A 15,160-nucleotide genomic window follows, 5' to 3' on the forward strand; every position below is an offset into this window, starting at 1 on the left:
TGATGCGACCGTAACACGAACCTCTGGACTATGACATATGAGTCCATATGATTTACAGCACGACCATCGAAGGAGATCGTCCATGACCGACCAGCAGCCGGCCATCAGGCTGACCGGGCTCACGAAGGAGTTCGGCGCCGTCACCGCCGTCGACCACGTCGATCTCGAGATCGCCGCGGGCGAGTTCTTCTCGATGCTGGGTCCGTCGGGCTCCGGCAAGACCACCGTGCTTCGGCTCATCGCCGGCTTCGAGCAGCCCACGAGCGGCACGATCGAGCTGTTCGGCACGGATGTCACGAAGCGGGCACCCTTCGACCGCGACGTCAACACCGTCTTCCAGGACTACGCGCTGTTCCCGCACATGTCGGTCCTCGAGAACGTCGCCTACGGACTCCGCGTGCGCGGCATCGGGCGCAAGGAGCGACTCGAGCGGGCGCGACGGGCCCTCGCCTCGGTTCGCCTCGAGCAGATGGGCGACCGCAAGCCGTCGCAGCTGTCGGGCGGTCAGCGCCAGCGCGTCGCGCTCGCGCGCGCGACGGTCGTCGAGCCCAAGGTGCTGCTGCTCGACGAGCCGCTCGGCGCGCTCGACCTCAAGCTCCGCGAGCAGATGCAGGTCGAGCTCAAGCAGATCCAGCGCGACCTCGGCATCACGTTCATCTTCGTGACCCACGACCAGGAGGAGGCGCTGACGCTCTCCGATCGGATCGCCGTCTTCAACGCCGGCAAGATCGAGCAGCTCGGCACGCCGAACGAGCTCTACGAACGGCCCACGTCGCGCTTCGTAGCCGACTTCGTCGGCACCTCGAACCTCTTCGACGACGAACGTTCCAAGACCATCCTCGGTCGCGACGGGCACCACTCGGTGCGTCCCGAGAAGATGACCGTCACGCGCGACGGCCTCGCAGGCGCCGGCGTGGTGAACATGCCGGGCACCGTCGTCGAGGCCATCTACCTCGGCAGCGGCGTGCGCCTCGTCGTCGACCTCGACGACGGCACGCGCGTGAGCGTGCTCGAGCAGAACGACCGCGGTCGCGTCCACGACGACGAGCGCGGCGACCGGGTCGTCGTCTCCTGGCACGACGACGACGTCGTGGCTCTCGGGCCCGGCGTCCTTCCCGGCATCTCCGGCTGAGCCAACCGCCCGGCCGAACCGACCCACCCGCACCTGCACCACCACCCGCACCACCTGCACCCCGCACAGAACAAGGAGACAACCATGATGCGAATGCGCACCGCCGCCCGCGGCGCGACCGTGGGGCTCGCGATCGCCTCGGTCGCGCTGCTCACGGCCTGCGGCACGTCCCAAGCCGGCTCGACCGGCGGCGAGGCCGCCGAGGAGCTCGGCGAGATGGAGGGCCAGCTCTCGGTCCTCGCCTGGCCCGGCTACGCAGAGGACGGCTCGAACGACCCCGAGGTCGACTGGGTGACCCCGTTCGAGGAGGACACGGGCTGCGAGGTCACCGTGAAGACCTTCGGCACGTCCGACGAGGCCGTCAACCTCATGAAGACGGGCGAGTACGACGTCGTGTCCGCATCCGGCGATGCGTCCCTGCGCCTCGTGGCTGCCGGCGACGTGCAGCCCGTCAACATGGAGCTCACGCCGAACTACGAGAACATCTACGACTTCCTCAAGGACAAGGCGTGGAACACCGTGGACGGTGAGAACTACGGCATGCCGCACGGCTACGGAGCCAACGTCCTCATGTACAGCACCGACGTCTTCCCCGAGGCCCCGACCTCGTGGAGCGTCGTGTTCGACGGCTCCGACGAATACGCCGGCAAGGTGACCGCGTACGACTCGCCGATCTACATCGCCGACGCCGCGATGTACCTCATGGAGCACGAGCCCGACCTCGGGATCGAGAACCCCTACGCCCTTGACGAGGAGCAGCTCGCGGCCGCCGTCGACCTGCTCAAGCAGCAGCGCGAGAACATCGGCGAGTACTGGTCGGACTACCTGAAGGAGATCCAGGCCTTCACGACCGGCGACACCGTGGTCGGCACGAGCTGGCAGGTCATCCAGAACGTCCTCGAGTCCGAGGGCGTCTCGACCGCCGTCACGCTGCCGGAGGAGGGCGCGACCGGATGGTCGGACACGTGGATGATCGCCTCCGACACCGAGAGCCCGAACTGCGCCTACGCGTGGCTCGACCACATCGCGAGCCCCGAGATCAACGCCGAGGCGACCGCGTACTTCGGCGAGGCCCCCTCGAGCGACGAGGCCTGCGAGTACCGCGAGGACTGCGAGGCGTACCACGCGGGTGACGCCGAGTACGCGTCGCAGATCTGGTACTGGACCACGCCGATCGAGGAGTGCATCGACGGTCGCACCGACGTGAAGTGCACCGACTACTCGGCGTGGACTGCGGCATGGCAGGAGATCAAGGGCTGACGCCCTTCCCGACCGGGGCGGCCCCGCGACGCCGGGGCCGCCCCATCCCGAACCTTCTCGACAGGAACGCTGCATGACGACGAACGCCCCTCCGCGGCATCCGCTCCCGGCCCCTCGCGACTCGGTCGCGCGCAAGGGGTCGGCCTTCCTGGCCACGCACCCGCGCGCACGACTGGCGTTCCTGCTGACCGCGCCGCTGTTCTGGCTGGTCATCGTCTACATCGTGGCGCTGGTGCTGCTGCTCGTGACCGCCTTCTGGTCGGTCGACAGCTTCACCGGCGAGATCACCACCGAGTTCACGCTCGACAACATCATCGAGGTGCTCACCGGCTCGCTCTACCAGACGGTGACGCTGCGCACGGTGGGCGTCGCGCTCCTCGTCACGCTCATCGACGTCGCGCTCGCCCTGCCGATCGCGTTCTTCATGGCGAAGGTCGCGTCGCCACGCATGCAGCGCGTCCTCGTCATCCTGGTGCTGACCCCGCTGTGGGCGTCGTACCTCGTGAAGGCGTACGCGTGGCGTTCGGTGCTCTCGCAGGAGGGCATCCTCGAGTGGCTGCTCGCACCGTTCGGAGGCCACACGCCGGGCTACGGCCTGCCCGCGACGGTCATCACGCTGTCGTACCTGTGGCTGCCGTACGTGATCCTGCCGATCTACGCGGGGCTCGAGCGCGTGCCCGACTCGCTGCTCGAGGCGTCGGGCGACCTCGGCGGGAAGACGTGGCCCACGCTGCGCCTCGTGGTCCTGCCGCTGGTGTTCCCCGCGATCATCGCGGGCACCATCTTCAGCTTCGCGCTCTCGCTCGGCGACTACATCACGGTGAACATCGTCGGCGGCGCGAGCCAGATGCTCGGCAACCTCGTCTACACGAACGTCGGCGCGGCGAACAACCTGCCGCTGGCCTCCGCGATCGCCCTCATCCCGATCGTGATCATCTTCGGCTACCTCTTCCTCGTGCGTCGCACCGGCGCACTCGACAACCTCTAGGGGCGACGGATGCGACTCTCGAAGGCCTCCCGCACGATCCTCGGCGTGGTCACGGCGATCATCCTCGTCGTCGTCTACGTGCCGCTGCTCGTCGTGCTCGTGAACTCGTTCTCGACATCGACGTCGCTGACGTGGCCGCCGCCCGGCTTCACGCTTGAGTGGTGGGGGCGCGCGTTCTCGAGCGCGGGCGCCGTCGAGGCCGTGTCGACGAGCGTGCAGATCGCCGCCATCGCCACGGTGATCTCGCTCGTGCTGGGCACGCTCATCTCCCTCGCGCTGCAGCGATTCTCGTTCTTCGGCAGCGACGCCATCAGCCTGCTCGTGATCCTGCCGATCGCGCTGCCCGGCATCATCACGGGTATCGCGCTCAACAACTTCTTCCGCACGATCATGGGCGTGCCGCTGTCGATCTGGACGGTCGTGATCGCGCACGCGACCTTCTGCATCGTGACGGTGTTCAACAACGTCATCGCGCGACTGCGCCGTCAGGGCACGAACCTCGAGGAGGCGTCGAGCGACCTCGGCGCCGGCGTCTGGACCACATTCCGCCTCGTGACGTTCCCGCAGTTGCGCTCGGCGCTCCTCGCGGGCGGCCTGCTCGCCTTCGCGCTGTCGTTCGACGAGATCATCGTGACGACGTTCACCGCGGGATCGGGCGTGACGACGCTGCCGATCTTCATCCTGAACAACATGTTCCGGCCGAACCAGGCTCCGATCGTGTCGGTGATCGCGGTCGTGCTGGTCATCGTGTCGATCGTGCCCATCTACCTGGCGCAGAGGCTGTCGGGCGAGCGCGAGCAGAAGGCGCCGTAGCGGGGGCAGAATGAGGGGCATGGATGCCGCGCTGCCGTCCTCGTTCACCGCGTCGCTGCCCTCGTGGCTGGTCGAGGAGCTTCCGCGGCTCGGGTCGACGCCGTTGCCCGACGACGATGCCCGGGTGGGGCTCGCGATCGAGCTGGCCGACCGGAACTGGCGGGCAGGCAGTGGCGGTCCGTTCGCGGCGCTCGTGGTCGACGCGGCATCCGGTGAACTCGTCTCGGCGGGCGTCAACCTGGTGCTCTCGAGCGGACTCAGCTCGACGCATGCAGAGGTGACGGCACTCAGCCTCGCCCAGACGCGCCTCGGTCGGTGGGACCTGGGCGCACAGGGCGCGGAGCTGGAGCTCATCGTCAACTGGGCGCCATGCGTCATGTGCTACGGGGCGACGATGTGGTCGGGCGTTCGGCGCCTCGTGATCGCCGGGCACGGCGACGAGTGCATGGAGCTCACCGGCTTCGACGAGGGACCGATGCCCGAGGACTGGATCGGGGAGTTCGAGCGCCGCGGCATCCGCGTGCGCTCTGGCGTTCGCCGCGATGAGGCGATCGAGGTGTTCCGGGCGTTCGGCGCGTCGGACGCCGTCGTGTACAACGCACGAGGCCGGTCCGAACGCTAGGGTCCGGACCGGCCCCGGTCTCCACTGCGGGTCAGCGCTCACCGTGGTCGTGCGGGCCACCGTGTCCGCGGTGATGATCGCGGCGGCGGCCCCGGTGGTCGTCGAGGTGGACGTGGACGTGCACCTCGCGCTCGCCGTGGGGGTGACGGTGGTGGCCGTGCCCGTGGTGGTGGGGCTCGTGCGCCGCGCCGTGGCCCCGGTGGTCGTCACGCTCGTCGAACGCCCAGGGTGGCGTGCCGAAGCGGCCGAACCCGCCGAACCCACGGGCACGGCGTGCGCCCCAGGGTCGTCCCGGCCCGCGGCGACCGAACCGGCCGCGCCCGCGCGGGATGCCGGGGCTGGACTCGTCCCAGCCGAGCGCGCGCGCCATGGCCTCGAGGCTCGCGAGGGTCGTGGCGTAGTCGTCGGATGACACGGCGCCGCGGATGCGCGAGCGGATGCCGTCCACTCGCTCGGCGAGGTCGGCGTGCGCCGCGCGCCCGGCCTCGGTGAGCTCCCAGGCGCCGGGCTCGCCGGCGACCCAGCCCCGCTCGACGAGCGGGAGCATGCGGTCGGGTCGCGCCTCGAGCTTGGCGCGGAGTCGGTCGTCTCGGACCTCGCCCCCCAGGAGGTTGAGCACGCGCCAGTCGCGGCGGGTGACCTCGAGGTCGGCGAAGGCCGTCTCGAACTCGCGGTCGATGAGCCGATCGAGGGCGGTGAGCCAGAAGCCGAGCGGGCGGCCGGCGCCGTCGGTCGTCGAGTCGGGGGCAGGGCCGTCGGGCCGCTCGTCGGAGACGGAAGCGTCGCGCTGGGGCTGGTCGTCGGGCTGGGCCGTGTCGGGGTGATCGTGGTGGTTCATGGGAATCCTCTCGTGGCCGGACTGCTCGTCGCGTGTGGCGCGGCGTCCGGCGGTCGTCGTCGCCCGTTCGGGCGGTGCATGTCGTGTGACATGTATATGCATCATGACATGCATTCCGAGTCCATGTCAAGTGACATGTATCATGGGTGCATGGCCGAATCGTCTCGTGGCGCATCCGACACCGATCCGGTCGACCTCATCGAGCAGTCCCTGGCGGCGCTGCGGCGCGGCGGACGCCATCCAGGCGGCCCGCATGAACGCGGCCATGACCACGGGCCGCACGCGCACGGCGGTGAGCACGGCCGTGCCGGCCGGTCGCCGTGGGGAGCTGGTCCAGGCGGACCGCCGTGGGGGTCGGGCCGACCCGGCAGCGGGAGCGGCGAGCCGGGTCCCGGCACCCCACCTTGGGTGCGTGGCGGGCCGCGCGGGGCGTGGGAGTTCCGAACCGGCCCGATGGCGAGCCTGCGCCTCCTGGCCACGCTGCATGCCGCCGACCGCGCGATGTCGGTGACCGAGCTCGCGGCGGCGATCGGCGTCGACCAGCCTCGCGCGAGTCGCCTCGTCCAGGCCGCGGCGAACGACGGCCTGGTCGAGCGCGAGGCCGATCCCGATGACGCCCGGCGCACGCGGATCCGACTCACCGATTCCGGGCGCGCGGCCGTCCACGACGCCACGTCGCATCGACGGGGGGCCATCGAGGCGGCGCTCGAGGGGTTCACCGACGAGGAGCGCGCACAGTTCGCGACGCTCTTCGCGCGGTTCGCGCGCGGCCTGCACGGCCGGCGCCCGTGACGCCGTTGCTCAGTTGAGCAGGAACGGGAGACACCGCTGCACATTCGCTGGCCGGGCATGAACGTCTCGTGACGCGGCTTCCCCAGCGACGGGCCCTTCCCTAGGCTGACGCGCGTCCGGGGGGTCACGGTGGCCGCGCCGGGTGCGTGAGGAGCCCCCGATGAAACGTCGTCTACATCGTCCCGCCGTCGCCGTCGCGACCGCTTCACTGCTCGCCGTCGGGCTCGCCGCTGCACCGGCCACGATCGCGCATGCCGCGACGCCCACAGAGCTGTTCATCAGCGAGTACATCGAGGGCAGTTCGAACAACAAGGCCATCGAGATCGCGAACCTCACGGGAGCGCCCATCGACCTCGGTGCCGGAGACTACGACCTGAAGATCTCCTTCAACGGCTCCGCGACCGTCGGACTCACCATCCCATTGACGGGAACGGTGGCCCCGGGTGACGTGCACGTCGTCGCGCACGGCTCGGCGAACGCGACCATCCTCGCGGCGGCCGACCAGACCAACAGCGCCGGATGGTACAACGGCGACGACGCCGTCATGCTGACGAAGGCGGACGCGGTCGTCGACGCGCTCGGCCAGAGCGGATTCGACCCCGGCACGGAGTGGGGGTCGGGGCTGGTCTCCACCGCCGACAACACGCTGCGCCGCGGTGACGCCTATTGCCAGGGCGACACCGACCCGGGCGATCCATTCGACCCGACCGTCCAGTGGACCGGTTTCGCAAGCGACACCTTCGACGGGCTCGGCACGCACTCGGCGACCTGCGAGACTCCGCCGCCGCCGCCCCAAGCGGACTGCGATGCCGACATCGTGACCATCGGGTCCGTGCAGGGCAGCGGCACGGCGACGCCGGTCGCCGGCCAGACCGTGCGCGTCGAGGGTGTCGTCGTGGGCGACTTCCAGGCGTCCGGCGGCCTGGGCGGGTTCTTCCTGCAGGACGCCGGCGACGGTGACCCCGCGACCTCCGACGGCATCTTCGTGCTCTCGTCTGAGCCCGTCGAGGTCGGTGACCCCGTCCACGTCGTCGGCACGGCCGGTGAGAACTTCGGTGCGACGCGCATCTCCGCGATCGACGCGGCGATCTGCCCCGACGGCGTCGAGCTGCCCGGGCCAGTCGAGCTCGAGCTGCCGGTGCAGCCCTCGACCTCCGAGTCGCTCGAGGGCATGTACGTGACCATGCCGCAGACGCTCACGATCCTGGAGTACTTCGAGTTCGACCGCTTCGGCGAGATCGTGCTCGGTACGGAACGCCAGATCCAGCCGACCGCCATCTACGACCCGGGCTCGGCCGCTGCGATCGCGCTCGCCGCCGAGAACGCGGCGAACCGGATCACCGTCGACGACGGTCGCAGCGAGTCGAACCCCGACCCCGCGATCCACCCGAACGGTGAGGAGTTCACCCTCGAGAACACGTTCCGCGGCGGCGACCTCGTCTCCGACGTCACCGGCGTCCTCGACTTCGCGTTCGGCAAGTGGCGGATCCAGCCGACGCAGGGCGCGAACTACGAGGCGGTCAACGAGCGCCCCGAGGTCCCCGAGGTCGGCGGCGACTTCACCGTCGCGAGCTTCAACGTGCTGAACTACTTCACGACGCTCGATTCGCGTGGGGCCGCGACCCAGGAGGAGTTCGACCGGCAGGAGGCGAAGATCGTGGCGGCGCTCGCCGAGATCGACGCCGACGTGTTCGGCCTGATCGAGATCGAGAACAACGGCGACACGGCCGTCGGCACGCTGGTGCAGGCGCTCAACGACGCGGTCGGCCCCGACACCTACCGGTTCATCTCGACCGGGGTGGTCGGAACCGACGAGATCACCACGGCGCTCATCTACAAGCCGTCCGCGGTGAGCCCGGTCGGGAAGTACGCCAAGCTGGACTCGACGGTGGACCAGCGGTTCGACGACGACGCCAACCGTCCCGCACTGGCGCAGACCTTCGCCGACGTCGAGACCGGTGAGGAGATCACCGTCGTGGTGAACCACCTCAAGTCGAAGGGCTCCGCCTGCGCCGGCGACCCCGACCTCGGCGACGGGCAGGGCAACTGCAATCTGACGCGCACCGCGGCCGCCGAGGCGATGGTCGACTGGCTCGCCGCGGGCCCGACGGGGGCGGAGCCGGGTCGTGAGCTGATCATCGGCGACCTGAACTCCTACGACAAGGAGGACCCGATCGACGTCCTGGTCGAGGCCGGATACACCGACCTGCTGCTGCGCGAGCAGGGCGAGGAAGCGTACTCGTACGTGTTCGACGGCCAGGTCGGCTACCTGGATTACGCTCTGGTCGGCCCGGCGCTGCTCCCGAAGGTCACGGGAGCCTCCGACTGGGCGATCAACGCCGACGAGCCCGACCTCCTCGACTACACGATGCAGTTCAAGCGGCCCGCGCAGGACGCGATCTTCGCACCCGACGCGTACCGCTCGAGCGACCACGACCCGGTCCTCGTGGGCTTCGACTTCATCGCCCCCGAGCTCGAGGTGACGGCCGATCCAGGCCTGACCTTCCCGCCCAACGCCCAGTGGCGAACCGTCGCGTTCGACGTCGACGCCACCGACGATTCGGGTGAGGTCGACGCCGAGATCGTCGACACCACAGCCGAAGGGCACAAGGCCGAGATCCGGGTGATCTCGGACACCGAGGTCGAGGTGCTCGCCCGCCAGGGCGCCGTCTACACCGTCACGTTCGAGGCGACCGATCCCTACGGGAACACGACGACCGAGGTCGTGACCATCCGCGTCCTGCCGTGATCCGGTAGGCGCCCCCAGAAGACGACGCGCCGCTCCCCGTCGGGGGCGGCGCGTCGTCGTGCGAGGGACGTGACGGCTACTCGGCCGCGACCGGCGCGGACGCGGCATCCGCGACCCGCTTCGGCAGCCGCACGAAGAACATGAGCACCAGGCCCGCGGCGAGCACCACGACGATGCCGAGCACGCCCCAGTACGTCGCGCCGAAGACCGCGATGAACGTCGACCAGAGCAGCGGCGACAGGAAGCTCGCGGCGCGGCCCGTGGTCGCATACAGGCCGAAGATCTCGCTCTCGCGCCCGGCCGGGGTGACCCGCGCGAGGAACGACCGCGAGGCCGCCTGCGCCGGGCCGACGAAGAGGGTGAGCACGAGTCCGAAGATCCAGAACGGCAGCTTGCCGGCATCGTGCAGGAAGAACACGACGAGGCCCGCGCCGACCAGGCCGGCGAGCGCCGTGAGGATGACGGCGCGCGGGCCGAACCGGTCGTCGAACCATCCGGCCGCGATCGTGGAGACGCCCGCGAGCAGGTTCGCCGCGATGCCGAAGATGAGCACCTCGTCGGACGTGAAGTGGAACGCGACCGCCGCGATCACCGCGCCGAACGCGAAGACGCCCGCGAGCCCGTCGCGGAACACGGCGCTCGCGAGCAGGAACCAGAACGTCGGCCGGGCATCGCGCCAGAGCCGTGCGATGTCCCGCACGAGCTCGGCGTAGCTCCGGAGGAAGCCCACCCGCTCGCGGCCCTCCGCCGGCGGCGCCTCGGGCACGAAGACGAGCACCGGCCACGCGAAGAGGAGCGTCCAGACCGCGCAGCCGATGGCGATCACGCGGTAGACCAGGCCGTCCTCGGTCGGCATGCCCCACCAGTCGAACGCGGTCGCGACCACCACGAGCACCAGCGCGACGATGCCGCCGAGATACCCCAGACCCCAGCCGAGTCCCGAGACCTTCCCGACCGTGCGGGGCGTCGAGACCTGCACGAGCATGGCGTTGTAGTTCACGCCGGCGATCTCGCTGAACACCGTGCCCGCCGCGATGAGCGAGATGCCGAGCACGAAGTACGACGGCGAGCCCTGCACGAAGAACAGCGCGAACATGCACAGCACGAGCGCCGCGGTCGCGCCGGCCAGCCAGAGCTTGCGCCGCCCCGCGACATCCGCTCGCTGGCCCAGCACCGGTGCGAGGAGCGCGATGAGGATGCCGGCGATCGTGATCGCCCAGCCGAGGCCGCTCGCCAGCTCGGCCAAGGCCCGTTCGTACGCCGGGTCGCCCTCGCCGAGCGCCGCGACCGCCGGATCGAGGAACCAGTCGCTCGTGAGGTAGAGCGCCGTGAAGACGAACGTCAGGATGACGGAGTTGAACGGCTGCGTCGCCCAGTCCCAGAGCGCCCAGGACCACACCTGCTTGCGCGGGATGCGCCGCTCGGCCTGCAGCTCGAGGCCGGTGAGCGGTTCGACCGCGGTGTGGTCGTGGTGATCGGGTGCCGGCGCGTGCGCCGCGAGCGGGTCGGTCATGGGGGGAGTCTTCCGACGAGGGGTGAACGGGCGGTGACGGCGCGCCCGGCTCACCGATCCGCGTCGATCCCGTGCAGGCTAGCGCCTCCGGCTCGCCACGCGAAAGCCGGTCGCCGACTCCCCCGGCGCTCCCGCCTGACGGGTCGGGTCAGGCGGCCTTGGACGCGTCGTCGGTGCGCTTGATCGCCGAGAGCTCGAACTCGAGCGTGATCTTCTCCGAGACGAGCCATCCGCCCGAGTCGAGCGCCATGTTCCACTCGAGGCCGTACTCGCGGCGATCGATGCGTCGCGTGCCCTCGAAGCCCGCACGGAGCGCCCCGAAGGCGTCGGTCTCGACGCCGGTGAACTCGATCGGGATGGTGATCGGCTTGGTGACGTCGCGGATGGTCAGGTCGCCCGAGACCACGAGCGCGTTCTCGCCGACCTCTTCGATCCGGGTGCTGCGGAAGGTGATCTCGGGCCACTTCTCGGCGTCGAAGAAGTCGGCGCTGCGCAGGTGCTCGTCGCGCTGCGCGTTGCGGCTGTCGATGCTGGCGACCTTGAGCGCGATCTCGGCGTACGACTTCGAGGGCTCATCGAAGTCGACGTGCAGGGTGCCGGTCACGTCGTTGAAGGCGCCACGGACGTTGGCCACCATCGCGTGCTTGGCCGAGAATCCGATGCGGCTGTGGCCGGGGTCGAGGTCCCAGTCGCCGCTCAGGTCGGGTCCGTTGTCGGTCATGATCTCCCCACGGGTCGTTGCACGAAAACTCGAACAGTCTCTCATCCGCGGCCTGAAGGAATGCTCATCACTCCAGTCGGCGTCATCCGCCCGGCCCGGCCGACAGTCGCAGGTCGGCCACGACGGCGAAGTGGTCGGACGGCTGGATGCCGCCGACGGGCGCGTCGGCGATCGCGACGGACTCGACCGCGACGCCGTCGCCGCGTCGCACGAGGATGTGGTCGATGCGGCGATCGATCTCCTTGACGGCCTCGAGCGGAGCGAACGGCACCGCCGAGCTGAGCGTGACGGCGTCGGGTGCGCCGCCACCCGCGGCCCACGTGTCGCTCGCCACCATATCGAGCGGGGCGAACTCGGGTTGCGTGACGTCGCAGTTGAGGTCGCCGAGCAGGAACGTCGGCGAGGTCCGGCCGTTCCGTGCGGAGATGAGCTCGGCCAGCCGTGCGGTCTGCGCCAGGTGATCGTCGGCGTAGGCGGGCTCCCATTCGGTCGCGGCGACGATGACACGGAACGGCGTCTCGGGGTGCGCGATCTCGGCCTCGAGCGCGATCGGTGCGACCTGCCGATGGCTCACCGGCAGCGCGTGCTCGATCACCCGCACCACCGGCCAGCGCGTCACCAGTCCCACGCCCATGCGCACCCCGGCCTGGTCGGCGTGCTCGGGTGGGTCGGGCACGGGCGGAAGCGACGGGCCCGCGAACACCGCGTGGAGCCCGAGACGGGCGGCGACGCGATCGGCCTGCGTCTCGTCGGCCGTCGCCCAGCACTCCTGCAGCCCGATGACGTCCGGCTGCAGGTCCTCCAAGGTCGAGAGAATGACGCGCTCCCGCGCGCGCCAGTCGGGCGCGAACCGCCAGAGCACGTTCCAGGTGACGAGCCGCATGCCCGGCAGCGTAGGCCCGGCGGCGGTCCGACGGCAGGGCATTGCGGATGGCGCCGCCCCGCGCCATCCGCACGGCCCGCTCACCGGTAGACGTCGCCGACCAGGTCGGCGAACAGCGCCTCGGCGTCGCACTCGAGCCGCTGGCGCGTGAACCACTCGCACACGTTGACGCAGTCGCGGTGCAGCAGGTCGAACCCGTTGGGGTTGGCCACCACGTCGACGACCTGCGGCAGGTCGATCGCGACCACGCGGCCGCGGTCGACGAGCAGGTTGTACGGCGAGAGGTCGCCGTGCGCGAGGCCCGCGAACGCGAGCGTGTGCATGAAGCCCATGACCTGGTGGAACAGGTCGCGCAGCTCGTCGGGCGTCGCCCGGACCTGCGCCAGGCGCGGCGCCGCGGTGCGGCCCTCGCCGATGAACTCCATGAGCACCTCGGTCTCGCCGACCTGCACCGGGTACGGCACGGGTGCGCCGAGCTCCGTGAGGCGGCTGAGCGCGGCGAACTCGGCGTACGCCCATTCGGTGCGTGCGACCTCGCGGCCGTACGTCGAGTTGCGCTGGACCGCGCGCACGTCGCGGCTGCGGCGGGTGCCGCGGCCCTCGGTGTAGATCGCCGAGCGATGGAACATCCGGTGCTCGGCGCCGCGGTACCGCTTGGCCGCCATCAGCGTGCGGGTACCGGGGAGGCCGGCGGGCGCGCCCGGCACGGCACGCTCGATGAGCCACAGGTCGGCCTCCTTGCCCGACTTGACGATGCCGAGCTCGGTGTCGAGCGCGGCGGCGGAGGTGACGAGCCAGTCGGGACGCGGCTCGGGGCCGCGCTCGCTGGGCTGGGTGGCCGGCCAGGTCGACCAGCGCTGGTCCTCGCCGGGTTCGACGTCGGCGAAGGCGAGATGGGCGGATGCCGCGCCGAACGACGCAGCGGATGCCGCGCGAGGCGCGGCGGAATCGTCCAGGGACGACAGCATGTTCACGGTGGTGTCTCCGAGATCGTGGAGGCCACCGCGGCGGATGCTAGCGGGCGACCTCACAGGGAAGGGTGTCTGCGAAACGCGCGACAAGGACGGTGGTCATCGCTCACTCCTTCCGGTCTCGGCCCGCTCGGGCTCGTGATTGCGCCGCGAACGCCGCGGCCCGCCCGAGCATACGCCCGCGAGCGGCATCCGTCCAGACCCGGCGCCGGCGGGCCTTTGGTCCCCGGGGCGCGGGCCGCCCGCATGCTCGGATGACTCATGACCACGTCATCGCACAGGCCCGGCGCGGCCGCGCCATCCGATACCGGGAAATTCAACGGCAGGCTCGCCATCCTGCTCGCGATGGCCATGTTCGTGCTCGTCGTCGACACGTCGATCATGAACGTCTCGATCTCGGCGGTCGTCCACGACCTCGACACCACCGCGAGCGGCGTGCAGGGCGCGATCGCGCTCGAGGCGCTCGTGTCGGCCGCGTTCATCCTGATCGGCGGCAAGACCGGCGACCTCATCGGTCGCAAGCTCGCCTACATCCTCGGTCTGCTCGGCTACGCGATCGGGGCGATCGCCATGACGCTCGCGCAGGACCTGCGGGCGATCATCATCTTCTGGGCGATCATCGGCGGCATCGGCGCATCCCTGCTGCTCCCGTCGATGCAGTCGCTGATACACGGAAACTTCGCGGGCGCCCACCAGAAGCGGGTGTACGCGCTCGTGGGCGCATCCGCGGCGATCGCCGCCGCCGTGGGCCCGCTCCTCGGCGGGTTCATCACCACCTTCCTGTCGTGGCGGGTGGGGTTCCTGCTGGAGGCGCTCATCATCGCCGTGGTGCTCTCCGGAATCAAGCTCGTCAAGGACGTGCCGTACACGGGATCTCGGGCGGTTGACTGGGTCGGCGCGGCGCTCTCCGTCGTCGGCATGGGCGGCATCGTGCTCGGCATCCTCGTCTGGCAGGAGGGCGGCGAGTGGGTCGGCCTCCTGATCGCGATCGGCGCCGTGGCGATGGGCGGGCTCGTCTGGTGGCTGCGGACCCGCAAGCGGCGCGGCCGGGCGACCCTCATCGATCCGGGCCTGTTCGAATCCAAGCTGTTCCGCTCGGGCGTGAGCGGACAGCTGCTGCAGCAGGTCGCGCTCGGAGGCACCATGATCGTGCTGCCGCTCTACCTGCAGCTCGTGCTCGAGTACAACGCGCTGTGGGCGGGCATCTCCATCGCGCCGCTCTCGCTCACGATGTTCGTGGTGGCGCTGCTCGCGGGGCGCCGCGGGCTCGGCCGCCCGGCCAACGTCATCCTCTGGGGCTTCATCCTGCTCGTCGCCGGGCTGGTCGTGCTGCTGCCGATCGTGCCGCGCGCCGACTCCGGCTGGTGGCTCACGATCCCGCTCATCATCTCGGGTGCCGGCCTCGGGCTGCTGGTCTCGCAGCTGAACAACTACACGCTCTCGCCGATCTCCGACGAGCGCGTGAGCGAGGCGGCCGGGGTGAACTCGGCGGCCGGGTCGTTCGGGCTCTCGTTCGGCCTCGCGTTCGCCGGTGCGATCATGCTCGCGACCCTCGCCTTCACGTTCACGGCGAAGGCCGACGCAAGCACCGTGCTCTCACCCGAGGAGCAGCAGCAGGTGTCGACGGTCCTCGAGGAGGACGCCGAGCTCATGTCGAACACCGGCCTCGAGGAGCTCCTCGTCGACCAGCCGCAGGACGTGCAGGACGAGATCATCGCGATCAACACCGAGTCGCGCCCGATCGCCCTCCAGGTGGCGCTCGGCATCCCGATCCTCGCGGGCCTGCTCGGCCTGCTCAACGCGCTGCGGATGCGCCGGCTGCCGGATCCGAAGGCGTCGACGGCGGCCGAGGGGGTGCTGGGCGGGTAGCGGCGGTCT

13 protein-coding genes are annotated in these 15,160 nt (G+C 70.3%); 8 read left to right on the plus strand and 5 right to left on the minus strand.

Translation table 11 applies throughout. The features are described 5' to 3' along the window. The first annotated feature begins 82 nt into the window (after positions 1-82). From BLT99_RS15170 to BLT99_RS15190, 5 genes are all read left to right on the plus strand, one after another. Positions 83-1,132, plus strand: coding sequence for an ABC transporter ATP-binding protein (locus tag BLT99_RS15170; protein ID WP_172802986.1), 1,050 nt, complete (start codon positions 83-85; stop codon positions 1,130-1,132). Positions 1,133-1,216: 84 nt separating this feature from the next. Then, positions 1,217-2,392, plus strand: coding sequence for an ABC transporter substrate-binding protein (locus tag BLT99_RS15175; protein ID WP_092674282.1), 1,176 nt, complete (start codon positions 1,217-1,219; stop codon positions 2,390-2,392). Between the two features lie 73 nt (positions 2,393-2,465). Then, positions 2,466-3,380 (plus strand): ABC transporter permease, encoded by a 915-nt coding sequence (locus BLT99_RS15180; protein ID WP_092674285.1) that lies wholly within the window; start codon positions 2,466-2,468, stop codon positions 3,378-3,380. 9 nt (positions 3,381-3,389) lie between these two features. Continuing rightward, positions 3,390-4,193, plus strand: coding sequence for an ABC transporter permease (locus BLT99_RS15185; RefSeq protein WP_092674287.1), 804 nt, complete (start codon positions 3,390-3,392; stop codon positions 4,191-4,193). A gap of 19 nt (positions 4,194-4,212) precedes the next feature. Next, the gene (locus BLT99_RS15190) at positions 4,213-4,815 is read left to right on the plus strand and encodes a nucleoside deaminase (protein ID WP_092674290.1); all 603 of its coding nucleotides are present in this window, start codon (positions 4,213-4,215) and stop codon (positions 4,813-4,815) included. A 31-nt stretch (positions 4,816-4,846) separates the two neighbouring features. Here BLT99_RS15190 and BLT99_RS15195 read toward each other — a convergent pair whose 3' ends face one another. Continuing rightward, complete coding sequence (locus BLT99_RS15195; RefSeq protein ID WP_092674293.1) at positions 4,847-5,653, minus strand: MarR family winged helix-turn-helix transcriptional regulator; 807 nt, start codon at positions 5,651-5,653, stop codon at positions 4,847-4,849. A gap of 453 nt (positions 5,654-6,106) precedes the next feature. Between BLT99_RS15195 and BLT99_RS18115 the strand changes: the two genes are divergently transcribed. Further along, the gene (locus tag BLT99_RS18115; protein ID WP_231945690.1) at positions 6,107-6,445 is read left to right on the plus strand and encodes a MarR family winged helix-turn-helix transcriptional regulator; all 339 of its coding nucleotides are present in this window, start codon (positions 6,107-6,109) and stop codon (positions 6,443-6,445) included. 160 nt (positions 6,446-6,605) lie between these two features. Beyond that, a complete protein-coding gene (locus BLT99_RS15205; protein WP_092674299.1) occupies positions 6,606-9,194 on the plus strand; it encodes an ExeM/NucH family extracellular endonuclease in 2,589 nt (862 codons plus the stop codon). A 76-nt stretch (positions 9,195-9,270) separates the two neighbouring features. Here BLT99_RS15205 and BLT99_RS15210 read toward each other — a convergent pair whose 3' ends face one another. The 4 genes from BLT99_RS15210 to BLT99_RS15225 form a co-directional block, all read right to left on the minus strand. Beyond that, positions 9,271-10,707 (minus strand): MFS transporter, encoded by a 1,437-nt coding sequence (locus BLT99_RS15210; protein ID WP_092674302.1) that lies wholly within the window; start codon positions 10,705-10,707, stop codon positions 9,271-9,273. 148 nt (positions 10,708-10,855) lie between these two features. After that, on the minus strand, positions 10,856-11,428 hold the full coding sequence (locus BLT99_RS15215; protein WP_092674305.1) for a YceI family protein: 573 nt from the start codon (positions 11,426-11,428) through the stop codon (positions 10,856-10,858). Positions 11,429-11,510: 82 nt separating this feature from the next. After that, positions 11,511-12,311 (minus strand): endonuclease/exonuclease/phosphatase family protein, encoded by an 801-nt coding sequence (locus tag BLT99_RS15220; protein ID WP_157675012.1) that lies wholly within the window; start codon positions 12,309-12,311, stop codon positions 11,511-11,513. Positions 12,312-12,391: 80 nt separating this feature from the next. Continuing rightward, the gene (locus tag BLT99_RS15225) at positions 12,392-13,279 is read right to left on the minus strand and encodes a serine protein kinase RIO (protein WP_092676520.1); all 888 of its coding nucleotides are present in this window, start codon (positions 13,277-13,279) and stop codon (positions 12,392-12,394) included. A 264-nt stretch (positions 13,280-13,543) separates the two neighbouring features. On the opposite strand from BLT99_RS15225, the gene BLT99_RS15230 reads away from it, so the two are divergent. Further along, a complete protein-coding gene (locus BLT99_RS15230) occupies positions 13,544-15,151 on the plus strand; it encodes an MFS transporter (RefSeq protein ID WP_092674310.1) in 1,608 nt (535 codons plus the stop codon). Positions 15,152-15,160: the final 9 nt, after the last annotated feature.

Source organism: Agromyces flavus (assembly GCF_900104685.1).
GTDB lineage: Bacteria > Actinomycetota > Actinomycetes > Actinomycetales > Microbacteriaceae > Agromyces > Agromyces flavus.